Raw genomic sequence first — 20,109 nt, 5'->3', positions numbered from 1 at the left:
CCTTACCATCTATAGTGAGCAAATGCTTTATTCGCTTCTGCCATTTTGTATGTATCTTCTTTCTTCTTGAAAGCAGAACCTTTTTCAGTTGCAGCATCCATCAGTTCATTGGACAAACGCTCCATCATAGTTCTTTCATTTCTTTTTCTTGCTGCATCAACGATCCATCTTATTCCGAGAGACTGCTGTCTTGCAGGTCTTACTTCAATAGGTACCTGGTACGTTGCACCACCTACTCTTCTTGATTTTACTTCCATAACAGGCTTGACGTTATCCATCGCTTTGTTGAATACTTCAATACCTTTTTCACCAGTTTTTGATTCAATTCTTTCTAACGCAGAATACATGACTTTTTGCGCAGTGCTTTTCTTACCATCAAGCATGACTGCATTGATGAATTTTGTTAATACTTTAGAACCGTATACTGGATCTGGCAGTACCGGTCTAACAGGAGCTTTTCTTCTTCTCATTATTTTTTTCCTCTTCAATCTTTTATTACTGATTTACTCAAGTTTTATCCCCTAAGGATTCTTGATAAAACCTGCTCAAGTCTGTTCCCAGACTAAACTTTTACTTTTTAACGCGCTTAAATAATGTTGAAATTATTTAGGTTTTTTAGTACCGTACTTAGATCTTGCAACTGTTCTTCCAGTTACACCTGAAGCATCGAGTGCACCACGAACAATGTGATACTTTACACCAGGTAAATCTTTAATTCTACCTCCACGTACAAGTACGATAGAGTGTTCCTGAAGGTTGTGACCTTCACCACCGATATAAGAGATTACTTCAAATCCTGAAGTCAATCTAACTTTGGCAACTTTTCTAAGTGCTGAGTTAGGTTTCTTTGGAGTTGTTGTGTAAACTCTTGTACATACGCCTCTTCTCTGAGGACATTTTACGAGTGCAGGTGATTTTGATTTTTTCACTTGCTTCTTACGTTCTTTACGAATCAATTGGTTAATTGTAGGCAAATCGTTTCCTTTCTTTGTTAGTTTGAATTGAATCTGGTTCTTACACCAAAACTAAATACTCGCAAAGTACTTAATTTTGGCCTATAGAGACAAAAATGGAGGCATATTATATCGAAAATTTCTTTGCTTTTTCTTATATTCGGGGAGTGTGGTGTGAGCAGGACATTCATGCCGCCCTAAAGGTGACATGAATGGGAGGAGGTGCTGCTTACTCGGCAGCGGAGAATTTGATCTCGTCAGAGTCGATCATACCTGTACCCACAGGGATGAGACGGCCAATGACGACGTTCTCTTTGAGGTCTTCGAGCATATCCACCGTACCGGCGATAGAGGCTGAAGTCAGTACTTTCGTCGTATCCTGGAAGGATGCCGCAGAGATGATAGAGTCTGCACCGACCGCTGCACGGGTAATACCCACAAGCATCGGTTCAGCGATCGCAGGCTCTCCGCCAAGTGCGATCACTCTCTGGTTCTCTTCCTGGAACTTACGGCGGGAAATGATATCTCCGGCAATAAAATTGGAGTCACCGCTCTCAACTACTTTGATCTGTCTCATCATCTGAGATGTTACGATCTCGATGTGTTTGTCAGAGATGTTAACCCCCTGTCTACGATAGACCATCTGGACTTCGGAAACGATATAGTCATACAATGCTTTTTCACCTAGTGCCGCAAGGATATCATGGCTTGATACAATGCCGTCAGTCAATTTCTCACCGGCATGGACATATTCGCCTGTATGCACAAGTGCCACTTTGTTCTTATCGATGAACTGCTCAGTTATCTGACCATTATCACCGGAGATGATAAGTCTCTCTTTTCCTCTAAGAGGTTTACCGAAGCTGACCACACCATTGATCTGTGCGATAAGCGCGATATCTTTCGGACGTCTTGCTTCGAAGAGTTCGGAAACCCTTGGAAGACCCCCCGTAATATCTTTGGACTTTATCGCCGCTTTTGGTGTCTTTGCCAAAATATCGGCAATATTCACTTCTTCACCATCCTTGACGAACAGGATCGTTTTGGGGTCAAGCTGATAACGGATCAACTCACCCGATTCAGTTGCAAGCGTGATCGCCGGCTTATAGGCTGCAGGAATATACTCGTTAAGTTCCAGTCTTGTATCGCCGGTCACCTCATCAAACTGTTCTACAACAGTCACACCAGGAATGATATCTTCAAATTTCAACGTACCCTTTTGCTCTGCAATGATCGGCTCGGAATACGGGTCCCATTCTGCGATCACGACCTGTGTCATTTTCTCCGGTGCGGAAAGTCTATCACCTCTCTCCACTTTGGCATTGTTGTCCACCTGGACCACGGAACCTCTGGAGATGTAGTGTCTTCCCGCCTCTCTGTTGTTGTCATCGACAACCACGGCAAAAAGGCCTTTTTCTTCCACTTTGTCTCCGGCTTTTACACCATCGTGTGCTTCAAGGTAATCTCCCTTCAGAAGGAAGAACTTCACGGTACCTTTGGCTTCGGAAAGTACTTCCTGTGTCACCGGAGCACCGTCTTCCACCTTTAATTCAGATGCGAACGGGATACGGCTTGGGATACTCCAACCCTCTTTGATCACTTCTACAATAGAGTCACCCTCTTTCACTGTATCACCATCTTTGAGAGGAAGGAAGAGTTTTCCTTCGATCTTACCGGCAACCCCGGCAAGCTCGTTCGACTTGGCAACATCTGATTTTCTCAAGTTGTACCTAACCTCATCATCACCGTTGTTCTCTACAGAGATCACGATCTCATCGTGCGTAACGATGATAGAGACTTTTCCTTTGTTTACCGCTTTGATCTTCGGCTCGACCAAAAGTACTCCGGCATTTCTTCTGTTGGCAACGATCAGTTTGCCCTCTGTATTACGATAGACTGAAAGATTGTAGTATCTGACGAAACCTTCTTTTGTCGCCACGACAGAACGCTCTTCTTTACCTGCTGTTGCCGTACCACCGGTGTGGAAAGTTCTCAGCGTCAACTGTGTCCCCGGTTCACCGATCGACTGTGCCGCAATAACACCAACTGCTTCACCACGCTTGACAATTTTGTTATCAGCCATGTTCAAGCCGTAACATTTTGCACAGATACCTTTGGGAGCCTTACAGCTTGAAGGTGCTCTCATCACTACAGACCTTACACCTGCTTCCTGCACTCTTATCGCCGTTTCTTCGTCAATCATCGTACCTTCTGACACCAGTACTTCCGAAGTGATAGGGTCGATGATATCTTCTGCCAATACTCTTCCGTAAATCCTGTCAGCCAGAGGTTCGATCATTTCGTTACCCACAACGATATCGGATACCTCCACGCCTTCGTGCGTACCACAGTCGGTCATGGATATCTTCACGTTTTGCGCAACATCGATCAGTTTTCTGGTCAGATAACCCGCATTTGCCGTCTTAAGTGCAGTATCCGCAAGACCTTTTCTCGCACCGTGGGTGGAGATGAAGTACTCAAGTACGTTCAGACCTTCACGGAAGTTCGAGGTAATAGGTGTCTCAATGATCGATCCGTCAGATTTTGCCATCAGGCCCCTCATACCGGAGAGCTGTCTGATCTGCGCCGCAGAACCTCTCGCCCCTGAGTCAGCCATCATGTGAACGGAGTTGAACCCCTCTTTGTCTTTTCTGATCAGATCCATCAATGCTTCGGCAATGGCGTTGTTCGCATCGGTCCAGATATCGATAATCTTGTTGTATCGTTCCTGGTCCGTCAAAAGACCCGCAGCGTATTGTCGCTGGATCTCTTTGACCTCTTCTTTGGCAGAAGCGACACGGGACTCTTTAATCTCAGGGATAATAATATCATCAATGGAGATGGAAACACCAACTTTCGTCGCATATTTGAAACCCATATCCTTGAGGTTATCAAGGAAACCGGCTGTTTCCGAAACACCGCCGATTTTATAAATGTAATCCACCAATGCACCGATATCTTTCTTTTTGAGTACTTTGTTCCAGTACTTCTCCGGTACATAATCGGGAATGATCGATTTAAGGATCAAACGTCCCGCCGTTGACGTGGCAATGCGTCCGTCAAGTACTGTTCTGATACGTGCGTTCAAATCAAGTGCCTGCTGCTCGAATGCGATCTCTACCTCTTCAACATTGGCAAAGAGTTTATGCTGCCCTTTGACATCCTTCTTTTCGAGTGTCAGATAGTACAATCCAAGAATCATATCCTGGGATGGTACCGCGATCGCTTTACCGGATGCAGGAAGCAGAATGTTCATGGAAGCGAGCATCAATACTTTTGCTTCGGCAATCGCTTCATCTGATAGGGGCACGTGTACCGCCATCTGATCACCATCGAAGTCGGCGTTGAACGCAGAACATACCAATGGGTGAAGCTGGATCGCTTTCCCCTCGATCAGTCTTGGGTGGAAGGCTTGAATAGAGAGCTTGTGCAGTGTCGGGGCACGGTTCAAAAGAACCGGATAGTTCTCGACAACCTCTTCCAGACACTCCCATACCTCATTCACCTGCTGTTCAATCATCTTTTTGGCCTGCTTCAATGTAGTCGCATAGCCTTTCTCTTCAAGTTTTGCCATCAGATGCGGCTTGAAAAGTTCGATCGCCATCTTCTTTGGAAGACCACACTGGTCCATTCTCAGGTCAGGGCCGACAACAATAACGGAACGTCCGGAGAAGTCGACACGCTTACCCAGAAGGTTCTGTCTGAAACGTCCCTGTTTCCCCTTGATCACTTCCGAGAGTGATTTCAATGGTCTCTTGTTCGCACCTTTTACCGCATTTCCGCGTCTGCCGTTGTCAAACAGTGCATCAACCGCCTCCTGAAGCATACGCTTTTCGTTTCTAACGATAATTTCAGGCGCATCGAGTTCTACCAGTCTTTTCAAACGCTGGTTTCTGTTGATCACTCTTCTGTAGAGGTCGTTCACATCAGAAACCGCGAATTTACCGCCATCCAGGCTTACAAGCGGTCTGAGGTCCGGCGGGAGAACCGGAAGCTGTGTCAACATCATCCATTCAGGCCTGTTACCTGAATGGAGAAATGCTTCGATGACTTTAAGTCTTTTGACAATGGTTTTTCTTTTTGCTTCGGACTTTGTTGCCTGAATGTCTTCTTTGAGCTGTGCGAACATATCGACAAGGTCAAGGTCTGCAAGGAGTTCCTGCACGATCTCCCCACCCATTCTGGCATCAAGACCCGTGTCACCGAAACGTGAAACGATCTGCTGATACTGCTCTTCATTGAGCACATCATACTTCTGAACAGGGTTGAGCCCTTCATTGTCATAACTCGCCTCACCCGGTGTTTTGACAATATACGCTTCATAGTAAAGTACACGCTCTAGGTCTTTCATCTTGACACCCAAAAGTGTACCGATTCTTGACGGGAGGGAAGAGACATACCAGATGTGTGCCACAGGTGCGATAAGGTCAATATGACCCATTCTGTTCCTTCTTACTTTTGAAGAGGTTACCTCAACCCCACATTTTTCACAGACCACACCTTTGTAACGCATCTTCTTGTATTTACCACACAGACACTCGTAGTCTCTGATCGGTCCGAAGATCTTCGCACAGAAGAGCCCGTCACGCTCCGGCTTAAGCGTCCTGTAGTTGATGGTCTCAGGCTTTTTTACTTCACCGTAACTCCAGGAAAGTACCTTTTCAGGACTTGCCACTTTCAATTGAAGGGCCGCAATATCCTTCGGTCTGTCATCACTGTTCAGATCAATCGGTGTTAAATTCTCTAAAAACTTACTCATCTTCACTCTCCACTTCTTTTTTACTCTCATATAGCTCTGCGTCAAGTCCAAGGGCCTGAAGCTCTTTGGTCAATACGAACATCGTTTCAGGCACACCGGAAGCCGGTACAGATTCACCTTTGGTCAGCGCTTTATAAGCTCTAGCTCTACCTTCAACATCATCCGACTTGATCGTCAGCATCTCTTTGAGGATATGGGAAGCACCGTAGGCTTCAAGTGCCCATACTTCCATCTCTCCGAATCTCTGTCCACCGAACAGTGCTTTACCACCGACCGGCTGTTGTGTAACAAGCGAGTATGGTCCGGTTGAACGTGCGTGTACTTTCTCATCGACAAGGTGGTGCAGTTTGAGCATATACATGTATCCCACGTTGACACGCTCGATCATCTTCTCACCTGTTTTTCCATCATACAGTGTCATTTTACCGTCACTCTCGATCTTGGCCAATTCAAACAGTTTGTCAAACTCAGCCTGATTTGTACCTTCAAATACAGGTGCTGCGAACTTCACACCCCTGCTCCAGTCTCTACCATAGGCAAGAAGCTCTTCGTCACTCATTTGAGAAAGAACCTCTTTTGCATTCATCAGCTTGGCAACATCAGCGATCTCGATCATTTTGGCTCTGAGCTCTTTGATGAAATCCTCTGTTTTATTGTCGAACATCTCCTGGATCTGTTCACCCAGTCTCTTACCTACAAGCCCAAGGTGAACCTCGAGGATCTGTCCGATGTTCATACGCGAAGGTACCCCAAGCGGGTTAAGGATGATCTCAACAGGTCTTCCGTCTTCCATATATGGCATATCGATCTCAGGAACGATATTGGATACGATACCTTTGTTCCCGTGACGTCCCGCCATCTTGTCCCCAACTTTGAGCTTTCTCTTTGTCGCGATGTAGATCTTGACCAATTTTGTCACACCTGAAGGAAGAATATCGTCCTTCTCAAGGATACTCAATTTCTCTTCATGCTCATTCTTGAGTCTCTTCTTCTGTTTTAGGAAGTAATTCTTCAAGGATTCGTACTCATTCTGAACCTCGTCAGAGTAAGACTGGACTACACCTCTAAGCGCAAATCTATTCACTCCCTTGATAGTCTCTTCATCAATTTTGCTGCCTGCCTTGAACTCGTTATCACCGATCGTGACATCTTTTGCAAGTTCCTGCCCTGAAAGGTAGTGTGCGATTCTCAGGATCTCTTCCCTGTCGATCATCAATAGCTGATCATGGTGGTCAGAGTCAAGGATCGCTTTTTCCTCTTCATAGGCCTGGATCGCTCTTGCATCTTTCTCGTATCCTTTTTTGGTGAATACTTTGATGTCAACAACAACCCCTTCCATAGATGCCGGACAGTAGAGTGACTTGTTCACAACATGGCCCGCTTTCTCGCCGAAGATCGCCCTGAGGAGTCTCTCTTCAGGCGTAGGTTTGATCTCTCCTTTTGGAGAAACTTTACCGACAAGGATCATACCCGGTTTCACATACGTACCAAGCTGAACAATACCGCTTTCGTCAAGGTGAAGCAATTCATCTTCACGGATATTCGGGATATCTCTGGTGATCTCTTCCGTACCATGTTTCAATTCTCTTGCTTCCACCTCTTTCTCGTAGGTATGAACAGAAGTGAAAGTGTCTTCACGGATAAGCTTCTCTGAGACAATGATCGCATCCTCATAGTTGTATCCGTACCAAGGCATGAACGCAACCATGATGTTCTTACCGATCGCAAGTTCACCTTGATCCATATTCGCACCATCGGCAATGACCTGTCCGGCTTCGAGGATATCTCCGAGTTTGACAATCGGTGTCTGCGTGAATGTCGTATTCTGGTTGGTTCTCATATTCTTTTCAAGAGGATAATGGTCGATGAATACACCGGTTTCATCTTCACCCATGACATAAATGTTCTTCGCATCCACTTTTTCTACTTTACCGGCTCTTTTGGCCTTGACCGCTTCCCATGCATCACGTGAAACAATCGCCTCCATACCGGTACCGACTACAGGGGCATCTGTCTTGAGCAAAGGTACTGCCTGACGCTGCATGTTCGATCCCATCAGTGCACGGTTCGCATCATCATGCTCGAGGAATGGAATGAGTGCCGCTGCCGAACCGGAGATCATCAATGGAGAGATATCGATAAGATCCACCCTCTTCGCTTCATTCAGCTCGATATTTCCGTTCAGTCTTGTTTCGATAAGGTCTTCAACGATCTTTCCGTTCTCATCTACTTTGGTAGAAGCAGGTGCGATACACTTGTCCTCTTCCTGTGTCGCCGTGATATAAACGATCTCATTGGTCACCTGTGCATCTTTTACCACTTTGTACGGTGCTTCAATGAACCCATGTTCGTTTACTTTCGAATAGGTCGCCAATGTATTGATCAGACCGATATTTTGACCTTCCGGAGTCTCGATCGGACAGATACGTCCATAGTGCGTCGGGTGTACATCCCTGACCTCAAATCCGGCTCTCTCTTTGACAAGACCACCCTCACCCAGTGCGGAAAGACGTCTTTTGTGCGTCACTTCAGAGAGCGGGTTCGTCTGGTCCATGAACTGTGACAATTGCCCTGATGAAAAGAACTCAAGGATCGTATTGGTGATCATTTTCGAGTTCACAAGGTCGTGCGGCATCAACTCATCGAGTGTACCGGAGATCGTCGTCATCTTGTCCTTGATCGCTTTTTGCATCTTGACAAGACCGTTGTGAAGTTCGTTACCGAGCAGTTCTCCGATCGCACGGATACGTCTGTTACCAAGGTGGTCCCTGTCATCGATGTGCCCCTGACCGTTCTTAACCTTGATAAGGTACTTCACTGTATTGATAAGGTCTTCGGCAGTCAAAACTGTCGCATACTCAGGAATATCAAGACCAAGCTTGTGGTTCATTTTCATACGACCGACTTCTGTCAGGTCATATCTTTCCGGATCAAAGAAGAGCTGTTTCAGGAATGCTTTTGCTGCTTCAGGTGTTACAGGCTCTCCCGGTCTCATTACTTTATAGATACGGATGGCAGAAAGCACATTCTCATCATCTATCTCTTCAGTCTGCTTGAGCAGTCTGAGGCTTTCGTTGTCAGCGATGAACGCATTGATGATGGATCTATCTGTACCTTCGGCAAGGTCATTGATAATTTCGATACTTTCTATACCCTGCTCGATCATTTTTTTGAGTTTCGTTTCATCCAGCGGAGCAACCACGTCGTACAGTACTTCACCACTCTCCTGATCGATCACTGCTGTAGCCAGATGTCTCTCCATCAGCATTTCAAGAGGGTATTCTATCCACTCTAAACCATTCTCAATGAGCTGCTGCGCTTTCTTCTTTGTCAGTCTCTTACCGGCATTGACAATAACATTGCCATCCATATCTTTCACATCATATTCTGCTCTTCCGTTAAAGTCTCTCGGATCAAACTTCACAAGGAACCTGTTGTCTTTAATGCTGATCTCTTTGGTAGGATAGAAGAGTTTTACAATATCCTCTTTGGTATAATCCAGCGCTCTGAAAAGGATCGTTACAGGGATCTTTCTTCTTTTGTTGATACGTGCGTAAAGAATATCTTTTGCATCATACTCGAAATACAACCATGATCCTCTGTCAGGTATGATCTGTGCGGAGTAGAGCAGCTTGTGACCTGCCGTCGTACTCTCTTCCTCTTTGAAGATAACACCAGGCGATCTGTGAAGCTGGTTGACGATAACCCTTTCTACACCGTTGACGACAAATGATGTCCTCTCTGTCATCAAAGGAATATCACGGACGAATACCGCCTGTTCCTTGATCTCTTTAGGATCAAGCTTCTCGCCTGTCTTCTCGTCTCTGTTCCAAATGGTCAGTGCGATGTTCATTTTCAGTGATACAGAGTAGGTAAGCCCTCTCTCCATACATTCTCTAACGGTATATTTCGGTTTAATGATCTCTGAGTTTTTGTATGTCAGTGTGAGTCTGTTCTGCTGATCGTGGATAGGAAAAGCCGATCTGAATACACGCTCGAGTGTAGAGTGTTTTCTGTCTCTTTCACCCAGCATCAAAAAGTTTTCATAACTTTTCTGCTGAAGCTGCAATAGGTTGGGGATTTCAATCTCTCTTGGGGTTTTGGAAAAGTCAACGCGGAGTCTGTTACCAGAATGTAAAGAATTTAACATGGTTATCCTTATGTTTCATTGTTAAGAACGCTTTTAGAACAGAATCTAAAATCTTCAAAAGCCAGATAAAATGCCAGGCATCTCTACTGCAGGTATCTTAGCTGGCTTTTGTGGTCACGAATGCCTATGTGCGCAATAGGCCGATCGTTATTTCAGTTCTGTCAATAAGGTTTAATAGTATTTGTTAATGTATTGGATACACAAAGAAACTATTAGAGGAGGGTATGAAAATGTCTCCGAATAGTTTATCGCTGCATCCAAGTAGGTTGTACAACAATGTTCAGGCACAAGGCCTGAACGAATTTAAATAATCGGAAGGATTATTTAAGCTCACAAGAAGCACCTGCTTCTTCGATCTGCTTTTTAAACTCTTCAGCTTCTTCTTTAGAAACACCCTCTTTAAGTACGGTAGGTGTTTCTTCAACAGCTGCTTTAGCTTCTTTAAGTCCAAGACCAGTGATCGCTCTTACGACTTTGATCGCATTAATCTTCTTAGCACCTGCATCTGTAAGAACTACGTTGAATTCTGTTTGTTCTTCAGCAGCTTCACCACCGGCAGCAGCACCACCGGCAGCTACGACTGTAGCCTGTGCAGTTACGCCAAATTTTTCTTCGAATTCTTTTACAAGCTCGGAAAGCTCAAGAACAGACAAGTTTGAGATAAACTCTAATACATCTTCTTTAGTTGTTGCCATTTTTATTTCCTTAAAAATATTTTTTACCAATAATAATGAGAAACTATTTGCTTCTCAACAAAGAGCCGTGTGGCTCTCACCACACATTAAGCCTCAGCTTCTGCTTCTTTTTTGTCAGCAAGTGCCTGCAAGCCAATTGTAAAGTTTTGTACCGGAGCATTCCAAACATTAAGAAGCATACCGATAAGTTCGTCTCTTGTAGGAAGTTTCGCCATTGCATTAATGGTTTCCATACTTGCGACTTCACCTTGGATGAGACCCGTTTTGATCGTAAAGTGATCTTTGAACTGTGTTGCCGCTTTATCGGCGATCTTACAAGGAAGTACTTGTGTATCACCCCAGATTACAAGGTTAGTGTCTTTAAAGTCAACTGCTTCACAACCTGCATTCTGCAATGCGATCATTGCCAGTCTGTTCTTGACGACTTTGACTTTTGTATCTTCATCTTTTGCAAGATTTCTTACAGTTTCAAGATCCTCAACCGTCATACCCTTGTAATCACAAACGATAATGGCACCAGCGTCTTTAAACTCTGCTGTCATCTCTGCGACCAATTCTTCTTTTCTGGTTCTTGTCATATTTTTCTCCTTCCGATCTACAAAAGGGTGTGGATGACCACACATATACCTTTTCAGATATATTAATTAAGCTTTCGCCCCTGTTGTCTTTGACCTAAGATATGAGAAATCACCGCTTTCATTCCGAAGAGACTACTGACGGTTACTCTCAAAAAAGTTCTACTTATAGGACTTGTTTGAAAATAAACACTCCGGCAGTTGCCGGAGCCGTAGAAAAATTATTTGATTTCCATTACTTCAGATGCATCCAGTGTGATTGACGGGCTCATTGTCAATGATACTGCTGCATTTGTGATATATCTACCTTTTGCAGAGGCAGGTTTCGCTCTGTTGATCTTTTCAAGCAGTGTCACGAAGTTCTCTTTGATCTTCTCTGTATCAAAAGAGATCTTACCGATACCGGCATGAATATTCCCTTTTTTATCTACTCTGAAATTGACTTGTCCACCTTTGGCATTTTCAACTGCTTTGGCAACATCCATCGTTACTGTACCTGTCTTAGGATTTGGCATAAGACCTTTTGGTCCAAGTACTCTTGCCACTTTACCGAGTACACCCATCATGTCAGGAGTAGAGATAACGATATCGAAATCGATCTTCCCTGCCTGGATATCTTCAATAAGGTCTGCTGCACCAACAAGGTCTGCACCTGCTGCTTTAGCTTCATCGGCTTTTGCATCTTTTGCAAAAACTGCTACTCTAACTGTTTTACCTGTTCCGTGAGGAAGAACAACTGATCCTCTGACCATCTGGTCTGCATGTCTTGGATCTACGTTAAGGTTCAATGCCACTTCTACTGTTTCATCGAATTTTGCAGATTTGAGTTCTTTGAGTGTAGCCATCGCTTCATCAACGCTGTATTCTTTAGTTGCATCTACTTTTTTCAGCAGTGCCTCTCTTCTTTTACTTAATTTTTTTGCCATCTTTTTCTCCGCTTTTTGCTCCCACATATTTTAAATCTATGTGGTAATGATTTTATCTTTTAAACAGTCCGTTCTCGCAAACAATATTAGTCTACGATCTCGATACCCATACTTCTGCATGTACCGGCAAGGATCTTTGCAGCCGCTTCTCTGTCATTCGTGTTAAGGTCCGCGATCTTCTGATCTATGACCTCTTCCAGTTTGGCCTTAGTAATAGACCCTACCTTGTTGAGGAGAGGGTTGTCTGTACCTTTTTTAACTCCGGCAGCTTTGAGGATCAAGTCACTCGCAGGCGGTTGCTTTGTCTCAAATGTAAAACTCTTGTCTACATACACTGTTACGATAACAGGGATCTTGAATCCCATTTTATCTTTTGTCTTTTCATTAAAAGCTTTACAAAACTCCATGATGTTTACACCACGCTGTCCAAGTGCTGGACCTACCGGTGGTGATGGGTTAGCTGATCCGGCGGGGATCATCATTTTAAACTTTTCAGCTATCTTTTTTGCCATCTGTTCTTCCTTTGTTTGATTTAACCGCTAAAGGGTTATATGATTTTTTCTACCTGGGTATAGAGGATCTCGACTGGTGTGTTCCTACCAAAGATCGAAACGTTCAACTTCAGCTTGCCATGATCAAGATCATACTCTTCGACCATACCTGTAAAGTTTGCGAACGGACCATCCACGATACGGACCATTTCACCTGTTTCGAAATCGACTTTTGGTCTTGGTGCGGATTTCTGCTCCATTTTGTCCAAAATCACTTTGATATCCGCTTCAGTCAGAGCGGTAGGTGTCTTTTGTTCACCGATAAATCTAGATACTCTTGGCAGAGACTGGATCTTGTGCCAAAGATCAGTATCCAGGTCTATATGTGCAAAAGCATACCCGGGATAAAGTGTTCTCTCGGTGATCTTCTTTTCACCGTTCTTCACTTCGATAACCTCTTCTGTAGGGACAACGATACGTTCAACTTTATCTTCCATACCGTAATCGGCAACAAGTTGTTCAATTGCTCTTTTTACAGATAGTTCACTACCTGAATATGTTTGGATTGCATACCACTGAAAAGCCATCTTCTCTTTACCTTACAAAACTGATGAAATGATTGATGACATCAAAAGGTCCACCAATGCTAAAAATATTGATATTACAGTCACCACGAGGAGAACTGCCAAAAATGCCTGTCTTACTTGTACTTTTGTTGGAAATATTACTTTATGTAACTCCGCTTTCGCGTTTGCAATAAATGTTGAAATTTTTCCCATATTGTGTTACCTTTATTATGGCAGGCCAAGAGGGACTCGAACCCCCGGCACCTGGTTTTGGAGACCAGTGCTCTACCAACTGAGCTATTGGCCTAAATAGAATTTAGGTTGTCACTTGAACCAAGGTGCAAGTGACGGATTTCAAAGAATCAGCTTACAGCTTCATCTCTTTGTGAACAGTATGTTCTTTACACCATTTGCAATACTTCTTAAGTGCAAGTTTTTCTGTTGTTGTTTTTTTATTCTTTGTTGTGTGATAGTTACGTCTTGTACACTTTTCACAACCAAGGTGAACTGTTTCTCTCATTGTTATCTCCTAATGATAAGTTTGCAAGAGACGCTTGTCTCCCGCAAATGTTTACTTAAGCGATGATCTTGGAAACAACACCGGCACCAACAGTTCTACCACCCTCACGGATAGCAAATCTTGTACCTTCATCAAGCGCAATCGGAGCGATAAGCTCAACATTGATCTTAACGTTGTCACCTGGCATAACCATCTCAGTACCTTCCTGAAGCTTCACTGAACCGGTAACATCTGTTGTACGTACGTAGAACTGTGGTCTGTAGTTGTCAAAGAATGGAGTGTGTCTACCACCTTCCTCTTTAGTCAATACATAGACTTCAGCTTCGAACTGAGTATGAGGTGTGATTGAACCTGGCTTACAAAGAACCATACCTCTTTGTACATCTTCTTTAGCGATACCACGGATAAGAACACCACAGTTGTCACCAGCGATACCACAGTCCATTTCCTTACGGAACATTTCAACACCTGTTACAGTTGTTTTCTGAGTATCTTTAAGACCAACGATCTCGACTTCGTCACCTACACATACCTGACCCCTATCAACTTTACCGGTTACAACCGTACCACGGCCCTGGATAGTAAAGATATCTTCGATTGCCATAAGGAAATCTTTGTCAGTCTCTCTTTTTGGCTCAGGAATATACTCATCTACTGCTGCCATCAGTTCAAGAATCTTTTCTGACCATGGTCCGAGTGTACCAGCTTTTGCTTCTTCAAGTGCCTGGAATGCAGAACCGGCTACGATTGGAGTATCGTCACCCGGAAAGTCATACTCAGAAAGAAGTTCACGTACTTCCATCTCTACAAGCTCGAGCATCTCTTCTTTGTCTTCATCATCAAGCTGATCTTCTTTGTTCAGGAATACAACGATGTATGGTACACCTACCTGCTTGGAGAGAAGGATGTGTTCTCTTGTCTGAGCCATTGGTCCATCAGTCGCAGCGATAACAAGGATCGCACCGTCCATCTGTGCAGCACCTGTAATCATGTTCTTAACATAGTCGGCGTGACCGGGACAGTCAACGTGAGCGTAGTGTCTGTTTTCAGTTTCATACTCTACGTGAGAAGTAGCAATCGTAATTCCTCTTTCTCTCTCTTCCGGAGCATTATCGATCTGATCGTAATCCATAAGCGCTGTATCGTTCTTAGTTGCAAGTACTGCAGTAATTGCAGCTGTAAGCGTAGTTTTACCGTGGTCAACGTGACCGATAGTACCGATGTTAACATGCGGTTTTGTTCGTTCGAATTTTTCTTTAGCCATGCTTTTTCTCCTAGCGTGATGTTTTAAAGGCAGTATTATACCTTAATTTTCTTATGACCCCATACCATATGGACAAAACTATTACACAGCTGTAACACTTTTGTCCATATTTGTGGAACGTGGAGCCCATAGTGAGACTTGAACTCACGACCTCTTCCTTACCAAGGAAGTGCTCTACCCCTGAGCCATATGGGCAAATCTTTATATACGGATTCTCATATACAGAGAATTACCAATATAGTTAAAACGGAAATATTAAATCAAATTGTCTGAGATTATTAGTAGCACAAGGATCAACAACACTGTTGCCGGAACCGACTGCCGAAGTTAATAATAGTATGTGAAGTACATAATTCACACAGCTCCCAGTTTATGGAGCGGGAAACGAGACTCGAACTCGCGACCCTCAGCTTGGAAGGCTGACGCTCTAGCCAACTGAGCTATTCCCGCGTCTTTATGTGACTTAACATAATGGTGGTGAGTGAAGGATTCGAACCTTCGAAGACATAGTCAGCAGATTTACAGTCTGCCCTCGTTGGCCACTTGAGTAACTCACCACATATATTCGTTTGTCATATTACTGGTACAAACACTGATAATTATTGTTCTAAATGGAGCTGGTAAAGGGACTCGAACCCCCGACCTGCTGATTACAAATCAGCTGCTCTACCAGCTGAGCTACACCAGCACCATCGCATTGAAAGCTGTTACACTTAAAATGGACGGGAATTATAGACAAAAAAGTTTTAAAAGTCAAGGATTTATGTAAAAAAAACAAAAATTTCTCTTTTTTATCCTTTTTAACTAAAATACCTACATTAATTACAGTGAAGGAAAATATCCATGAAGATACTACTGGCACCCAGCGAAACCAAGATATCCGGAGGAGAAGCACCCTTCAGGCTTGATACACTTCTTTTTCCAGAACTTTTGCCCTACCGGACCAAACTGCTGCACAGCTATACCAATATCCTTCAAAAAGGCGATATGCAGGTACTTTCTAAAATGTTCGGCCTGAAAAAAGAGGCGGATATCCGTTCACATATCAGAGACATCATTCATGAGCCGGCCATGAAAGCCATCGAGCGCTACACCGGTGTGGCTTTTGACCATCTTTCCTACACCACGCTGGATACAAAGGCACAGAAATACATAGATGAGCATGTCATCCTCAACTCCAACCTCTTCGGATATCTCCGGGCCGACGACCTCATCCCGGAGTACCGTCTCAAACAGGGAGAGCCTGTCGGGGAGATCAGGGTGGAAAAGTTCTATCATGAACACGGTGCCGCAGAGATGGAAAAATACCTTGCAGATGAAGAAGTCCTCGACCTGCGCGCCGGCTTCTACGACAAGTTCTACAAACCTGCCAACCCCTACACCACTCTCAAGTTCATCAAAGGGGGCAAAGTGGTCAGCCACTGGGCGAAAGCCTACCGGGGTATCGTACTGAGAGAGATCGCTAAATCCAGAGTTGAAAGTATTGACGATTTCATGAAGCTGCCTATTCAGGGACTTGTCATACAGGAGATACAGACCAAAAAGAATAAAACTGAAATCATCTATAGCATAGAAGCATAAATATGAAACTACCAAGCGAAGAGACACTCTACTGGACCATGGTCATTCTGCTTTTTTTCGGTGTCATTCTCGGCATTATTTTTGATACAAACTACGGGTAAAACAGAACCTAAACAAGATTTTGTTATGCTCTAATCACTTATTTTACAGGAGAGACCTATGACCATTACCAAACGTGTGACTTTCATTGCCAAAGAGGGAAGCGAAGAGAAGATGAAGGAGCTGCTTTCTGCCATGGTGGCACCCAGCAAAGCCGAAGAGGGATGCATTTTTTACGAAATCTTCCAGTATGAGAACAATCCCCGCAAGTTCATGGCAGTTGAGACCTGGAGAGACGAAGCAGCGCTCGACGGGCACAAAGCGTCTGAACATTACGCAACCTACAAGTCAAGCTACGAACCCTATTGCGAAAAGAAATATACCGATGAACTCATCGTGTTGGGATAAGCTTTGAAGAATCTATGGGATGATACAAAAGCATCTGCATGCAAAGATGACCTGGCCCTGAGGGTCTATACTTCCAACCTGCTTGGTGAGAGTGATGAGCTTGTACTGCATGGCGGAGGCAACACCTCCGTCAAGATCAGAGAGAATGGAGAGGATATTCTCTATGTCAAAGGAAGCGGATGGGATCTCGTATCTATCAAAGAAGAAGGCTTCGCCCCTGTCAGGCTCACAACTTTGCTGGAAATGGCAAAGCTCGAATCTCTGAGTGATACTGACATGGTGTCTGGACAAAAAGCCGCCATGACAACCCCTGATGCACCCAATCCTTCGGTGGAAGCAATACTGCATGCGCTGATCCCTTTCAAATTTGTGGACCATACCCATGCCGATGCGGTGGTAACCATTTCAAATTCCAAAGAGGGCAAGAGACTCATAGCCGAACTCTTTCCCGGTTTTCTCATCGTCCCCTATGTCATGCCCGGGTTCATCCTCGCACATACTATATACAAAATGACACAGGATTTTGACTGGGAAAACTGCAAAGGGATCATCCTGCATCATCACGGTATCTTCACGTTTGATAATGACGCTAAAAAGTCATATGACAAAATGATAGAAGCGGTCACCGTTGCCGAAGATTTCCTGAACAAGAGAACCACACTTACGTTCAATGACTATGAACCGAAAGCAAGCCTCGACACCGACAAGCTCAAAGCATTGATAGAAAAAGCCAAGGGACACGAAGTCATCATAAAAACAGATCAGAGCCCTTTGGCACTGACCTATGCATCACACCATAAGCTGAAAACATTCGCCACAAGAGGCGTTTTGACTCCGGAGCATATCCTCCGAACAAAAAGAGTACCGCTGGTCATCGAGGATCGTGACATTGCAGGAGCCATTACCGAATATATCGCTGCCTACATAGCCTATTTCAATCGTCATGCAAGCAATGAGATCATGCTGAACCCCGCGCCGAACTATACGGTTGTAAAAGATTACGGCGTGGTCCTCTTTGGAAAGGATGAGAAAGAAGCGGACATTCTCAAGGATATTGTGGCGCACACAATGAAAGCTGTACTCAGAGCAGACCAGCTCGGAGGGTACCGAAGCATCAGTGAAAAAGAGAGTTTCGAAATGGAATACTGGGAACTTGAACAGGCAAAGCTTAAAGCGTAGGGTGCGTAACACGCACCAAAGTGGACATCAGCATACGGTCAAAATACAAGCCGAAAGGCCTAAACAGTAAAGGAAACAAACCGATGCAATACCTCATGGCGATCGATGCGGGAACAGGAAGTATCAGAGCAGTCATCTTCGATACAAAAGGCAATCAGATCTCCGCTTCGCAGCAAGAGTGGACACACATAGAGGAGGAAGGCGTACCGAACAGTATGACCTTCGATACGGAACACAACTGGGTACTGGTGACTGCCTGCATCAGGGATGCGCTTGATCAGGCACGGCTTCAGGGAAGTGATATCGCCGCTGTGAGTGCGACCAGTATGCGTGAGGGGATCGTACTTTATGATGAAAACGGAGAAGCCCTCTGGGGTGTGGCCAATGTCGATGCCAGAGCTGCCGAAGAAGTAAGATATCTCAAAGAGCAGTTCCCGGACATTGAAGAAGCATTCTATGCCCTGTCCGGACAAACTTTTGCACTGGGCGCACTGCCCAGAATTCTATGGCTGAAGAACAATCGGCCCAAACTTTATGAGAAAGTCGCTTCCGTATCGATGATAGGGGACTGGATACTGGCAAAACTCTCCGGCATCATTGCAACAGACCCCAGTAACGGCGGGACCACCGGTATCTTCTCTCTTAAAGAGCGCACGTGGGTACCCTCCATGGCAGAGAAGGTTGGACTGAAAGCCGATATCTTCCCTCCCGTACTCGAACCCGGTACCGCCATCGGCAGCGTCACGGATGATGCCGCTGATAAAACCGGACTTTCCACGGCTACAAAAGTAGTGATGGGTGGAGGTGATGTGCAGCTTGGTTCTGCCGGACTGGGTGTGGTCAAAGAAGGGCAGGTTGCCATCCTTGGCGGTTCTTTCTGGCAACAGGTGGTCAACATCAAAAGCGACACCCCTCCACCGGAAAATATGGGTATCCGTGTCAATCCACACGTAGTCGAAGGACTCTCCCAGGCTGAGGGGATCACCTTTTTCAGTGGGCTGATCATGCGCTGGTTCAGGGATGCTTTTTGTGATCTGGAAAAACTGGAAGCTGAGAACAGTGACAGGGATGCCTATGCGATCCTCGAAGAAAAAGCCAAAACCGTACCGGTCGGATCCTACGGGATCATACCCATTTTTTCCGACAGTATGAAGTATGGCAAATGGTACCATGCAGCCCCTTCCTTCATCAACCTTTCTATCGATCCGGAAATATGCAATAAAGCCTCCATGTTCAGAAGCCTCGAAGAGAACGCCTGTATCGTCTCGGAGATCAACCTGGAAAAGGTCAAAGCCTTTACCGGCCTGGACTTTGAGGAGATCGTCTTTGCCGGAGGAGCAAGCAAAGGGGAACTCTGGTGCCAGATACTTTCAGATGTCACAGGGTGCCGCATCAGGATTCCCACTGTGACCGAAGCAACCGCACTGGGCGCAGCAATGGCTGCGGGTGCCGGTACAGGCATCTATGAGAGCATTCCCAAAGCGGCTCAGCAGCTGGTGACCTGGGACAAGACGTATCATCCCAATATGGATCACCACAGGGGATATAGGGAAATAGCAGAAAAATGGCAGAAAGTCTATGCAGCGCAGCTTGCCCTGGTGGACCTGGGGCTGACAACATCCATGTGGAAAGCACCGGGAGTTTAGGAATACAGTATGGCAAAATCAAAGAAAAATCTGTTTGAAATGGGTAGCGATCTTGGTGATGGCTGGCAGTCAGACAACAAAAGTAAACAGAGCAGCAAAGAGAAAACCGAAATCAAAACACCCGATAAACACCGCTTGCATTTCGCCAGGGAAAAACGGCGAGGAAAGACCGTAACGATTGTCAAGCCTTTCTTTCTGGAAGAAGATGCACTCAAAAAGCTTCTCAAAACACTCAAGTCCAAACTGAGCACAGGCGGTACGGTCAGAAACGACACGCTCGAATTCCAGGGAGAAGTACAGGAGCCTCTGCGCACCCTGCTTGGGGAACAGGGATACAGATTCAGGATATGATACAGT

At 45.0% G+C, this 20,109-nt stretch carries 17 protein-coding genes and 5 tRNA genes; 5 read left to right on the top strand and 17 right to left on the bottom strand.

Translation table 11 applies throughout. The features are described 5' to 3' along the window. Positions 1–2 precede the first annotated feature (2 nt). The 17 genes from rpsG to YH65_RS01150 all read right to left on the bottom strand — a co-directional run bounded on the left by rpsG (position 3) and on the right by YH65_RS01150 (position 15,587). Positions 3–470, bottom strand: coding sequence for a 30S ribosomal protein S7 (gene rpsG / locus YH65_RS01230; RefSeq protein ID WP_052746047.1), 468 nt, complete (start codon positions 468–470; stop codon positions 3–5). Between the two features lie 132 nt (positions 471–602). Next, a complete protein-coding gene (gene rpsL, locus YH65_RS01225; protein WP_011979826.1) occupies positions 603–974 on the bottom strand; it encodes a 30S ribosomal protein S12 in 372 nt (123 codons plus the stop codon). A gap of 208 nt (positions 975–1,182) precedes the next feature. Beyond that, on the bottom strand, positions 1,183–5,712 hold the full coding sequence (gene rpoC, locus YH65_RS01220; RefSeq protein ID WP_046551950.1) for a DNA-directed RNA polymerase subunit beta': 4,530 nt from the start codon (positions 5,710–5,712) through the stop codon (positions 1,183–1,185). Continuing rightward, positions 5,705–9,862: a DNA-directed RNA polymerase subunit beta gene (gene rpoB / locus YH65_RS01215; protein ID WP_046550273.1), complete on the bottom strand. Its 4,158-nt coding sequence runs from the start codon at positions 9,860–9,862 to the stop codon at positions 5,705–5,707. The genes rpoC and rpoB overlap by 8 nt, the downstream gene beginning before the upstream one ends. A gap of 320 nt (positions 9,863–10,182) precedes the next feature. After that, complete coding sequence (rplL, locus tag YH65_RS01210; RefSeq protein ID WP_011979823.1) at positions 10,183–10,557, bottom strand: 50S ribosomal protein L7/L12; 375 nt, start codon at positions 10,555–10,557, stop codon at positions 10,183–10,185. 86 nt (positions 10,558–10,643) lie between these two features. Further along, positions 10,644–11,135, bottom strand: coding sequence for a 50S ribosomal protein L10 (gene rplJ, locus YH65_RS01205; RefSeq protein ID WP_046550272.1), 492 nt, complete (start codon positions 11,133–11,135; stop codon positions 10,644–10,646). A gap of 218 nt (positions 11,136–11,353) precedes the next feature. Further along, positions 11,354–12,058 carry a 50S ribosomal protein L1 gene (gene rplA, locus YH65_RS01200; protein WP_046551949.1) on the bottom strand — a complete coding sequence of 235 codons (705 nt, stop codon included), beginning with the start codon at positions 12,056–12,058 and terminating at the stop codon, positions 11,354–11,356. An 86-nt stretch (positions 12,059–12,144) separates the two neighbouring features. Further along, complete coding sequence (rplK, locus tag YH65_RS01195) at positions 12,145–12,570, bottom strand: 50S ribosomal protein L11 (protein ID WP_046550271.1); 426 nt, start codon at positions 12,568–12,570, stop codon at positions 12,145–12,147. A gap of 35 nt (positions 12,571–12,605) precedes the next feature. Continuing rightward, a complete protein-coding gene (nusG, locus tag YH65_RS01190) occupies positions 12,606–13,136 on the bottom strand; it encodes a transcription termination/antitermination protein NusG (protein ID WP_046550270.1) in 531 nt (176 codons plus the stop codon). 12 nt (positions 13,137–13,148) lie between these two features. Continuing rightward, a complete protein-coding gene (gene secE, locus YH65_RS01185; RefSeq protein ID WP_011979818.1) occupies positions 13,149–13,328 on the bottom strand; it encodes a preprotein translocase subunit SecE in 180 nt (59 codons plus the stop codon). An 18-nt stretch (positions 13,329–13,346) separates the two neighbouring features. Continuing rightward, positions 13,347–13,422, bottom strand: a tRNA-Trp gene (locus YH65_RS01180). 60 nt (positions 13,423–13,482) lie between these two features. Further along, positions 13,483–13,635, bottom strand: a complete 153-nt coding sequence (gene rpmG / locus YH65_RS01175) for a 50S ribosomal protein L33 (protein ID WP_011979817.1) — start codon at positions 13,633–13,635, stop codon at positions 13,483–13,485. Positions 13,636–13,690: 55 nt separating this feature from the next. Continuing rightward, entirely contained in the window at positions 13,691–14,899 is a 1,209-nt protein-coding gene (tuf, locus tag YH65_RS01170) for an elongation factor Tu (protein WP_046550269.1), read from the bottom strand. 120 nt (positions 14,900–15,019) lie between these two features. Next, a tRNA-Thr gene (locus YH65_RS01165) sits at positions 15,020–15,094 on the bottom strand. Positions 15,095–15,272: 178 nt separating this feature from the next. Further along, a tRNA-Gly gene (locus YH65_RS01160) sits at positions 15,273–15,349 on the bottom strand. A 22-nt stretch (positions 15,350–15,371) separates the two neighbouring features. Beyond that, positions 15,372–15,456: transfer RNA gene (locus YH65_RS01155), tRNA-Tyr, on the bottom strand. A gap of 55 nt (positions 15,457–15,511) precedes the next feature. Further along, positions 15,512–15,587: transfer RNA gene (locus YH65_RS01150), tRNA-Thr, on the bottom strand. A 155-nt stretch (positions 15,588–15,742) separates the two neighbouring features. On the opposite strand from YH65_RS01150, the gene YH65_RS01145 reads away from it, so the two are divergent. From YH65_RS01145 to YH65_RS01125, 5 genes are all read left to right on the top strand, one after another. Beyond that, positions 15,743–16,480 (top strand): YaaA family protein, encoded by a 738-nt coding sequence (locus tag YH65_RS01145; RefSeq protein WP_046550268.1) that lies wholly within the window; start codon positions 15,743–15,745, stop codon positions 16,478–16,480. Positions 16,481–16,639: 159 nt separating this feature from the next. Continuing rightward, positions 16,640–16,927: a putative quinol monooxygenase gene (locus tag YH65_RS01140; protein ID WP_046550267.1), complete on the top strand. Its 288-nt coding sequence runs from the start codon at positions 16,640–16,642 to the stop codon at positions 16,925–16,927. A 3-nt stretch (positions 16,928–16,930) separates the two neighbouring features. Beyond that, positions 16,931–18,106: a class II aldolase/adducin family protein gene (locus YH65_RS01135; protein WP_046550266.1), complete on the top strand. Its 1,176-nt coding sequence runs from the start codon at positions 16,931–16,933 to the stop codon at positions 18,104–18,106. An 83-nt stretch (positions 18,107–18,189) separates the two neighbouring features. Beyond that, complete coding sequence (gene lsrK / locus YH65_RS01130) at positions 18,190–19,752, top strand: autoinducer-2 kinase (RefSeq protein ID WP_046550265.1); 1,563 nt, start codon at positions 18,190–18,192, stop codon at positions 19,750–19,752. A gap of 9 nt (positions 19,753–19,761) precedes the next feature. Next, complete coding sequence (locus YH65_RS01125; RefSeq protein ID WP_046550264.1) at positions 19,762–20,103, top strand: SUI1 family translation initiation factor; 342 nt, start codon at positions 19,762–19,764, stop codon at positions 20,101–20,103. Positions 20,104–20,109 lie beyond the last annotated feature (6 nt).

The organism is Sulfurovum lithotrophicum, from assembly GCF_000987835.1.
In the GTDB taxonomy this organism is placed as follows: Bacteria; Campylobacterota; Campylobacteria; order Campylobacterales; family Sulfurovaceae; genus Sulfurovum; species Sulfurovum lithotrophicum.
This window is presented reverse-complemented; position numbering and strand designations above follow the sequence as displayed.

What these genes read in the sequence shown, in the direction of transcription:
- rpoB (WP_046550273.1), bottom strand. Translation starts at nt 9,862, where the DNA reads ATGTTAAATTCTTTACATTCTGGTAACAGACTCCGCGTTGACTTTTCC.
- nusG (WP_046550270.1), bottom strand. Translation starts at nt 13,136, where the DNA reads ATGGCTTTTCAGTGGTATGCAATCCAAACATATTCAGGTAGTGAACTA.
- rplA (WP_046551949.1), bottom strand. Translation starts at nt 12,058, where the DNA reads ATGGCAAAAAAATTAAGTAAAAGAAGAGAGGCACTGCTGAAAAAAGTA.
- YH65_RS01145 (WP_046550268.1), top strand. Translation starts at nt 15,743, where the DNA reads ATGAAGATACTACTGGCACCCAGCGAAACCAAGATATCCGGAGGAGAA.
- rpsG (WP_052746047.1), bottom strand. Translation starts at nt 470, where the DNA reads ATGAGAAGAAGAAAAGCTCCTGTTAGACCGGTACTGCCAGATCCAGTA.
- tuf (WP_046550269.1), bottom strand. Translation starts at nt 14,899, where the DNA reads ATGGCTAAAGAAAAATTCGAACGAACAAAACCGCATGTTAACATCGGT.
- YH65_RS01140 (WP_046550267.1), top strand. Translation starts at nt 16,640, where the DNA reads ATGACCATTACCAAACGTGTGACTTTCATTGCCAAAGAGGGAAGCGAA.
- lsrK (WP_046550265.1), top strand. Translation starts at nt 18,190, where the DNA reads ATGCAATACCTCATGGCGATCGATGCGGGAACAGGAAGTATCAGAGCA.
- rplL (WP_011979823.1), bottom strand. Translation starts at nt 10,557, where the DNA reads ATGGCAACAACTAAAGAAGATGTATTAGAGTTTATCTCAAACTTGTCT.
- rplJ (WP_046550272.1), bottom strand. Translation starts at nt 11,135, where the DNA reads ATGACAAGAACCAGAAAAGAAGAATTGGTCGCAGAGATGACAGCAGAG.
- rpmG (WP_011979817.1), bottom strand. Translation starts at nt 13,635, where the DNA reads ATGAGAGAAACAGTTCACCTTGGTTGTGAAAAGTGTACAAGACGTAAC.
- YH65_RS01125 (WP_046550264.1), top strand. Translation starts at nt 19,762, where the DNA reads ATGGCAAAATCAAAGAAAAATCTGTTTGAAATGGGTAGCGATCTTGGT.
- rplK (WP_046550271.1), bottom strand. Translation starts at nt 12,570, where the DNA reads ATGGCAAAAAAGATAGCTGAAAAGTTTAAAATGATGATCCCCGCCGGA.
- rpoC (WP_046551950.1), bottom strand. Translation starts at nt 5,712, where the DNA reads ATGAGTAAGTTTTTAGAGAATTTAACACCGATTGATCTGAACAGTGAT.
- secE (WP_011979818.1), bottom strand. Translation starts at nt 13,328, where the DNA reads ATGGGAAAAATTTCAACATTTATTGCAAACGCGAAAGCGGAGTTACAT.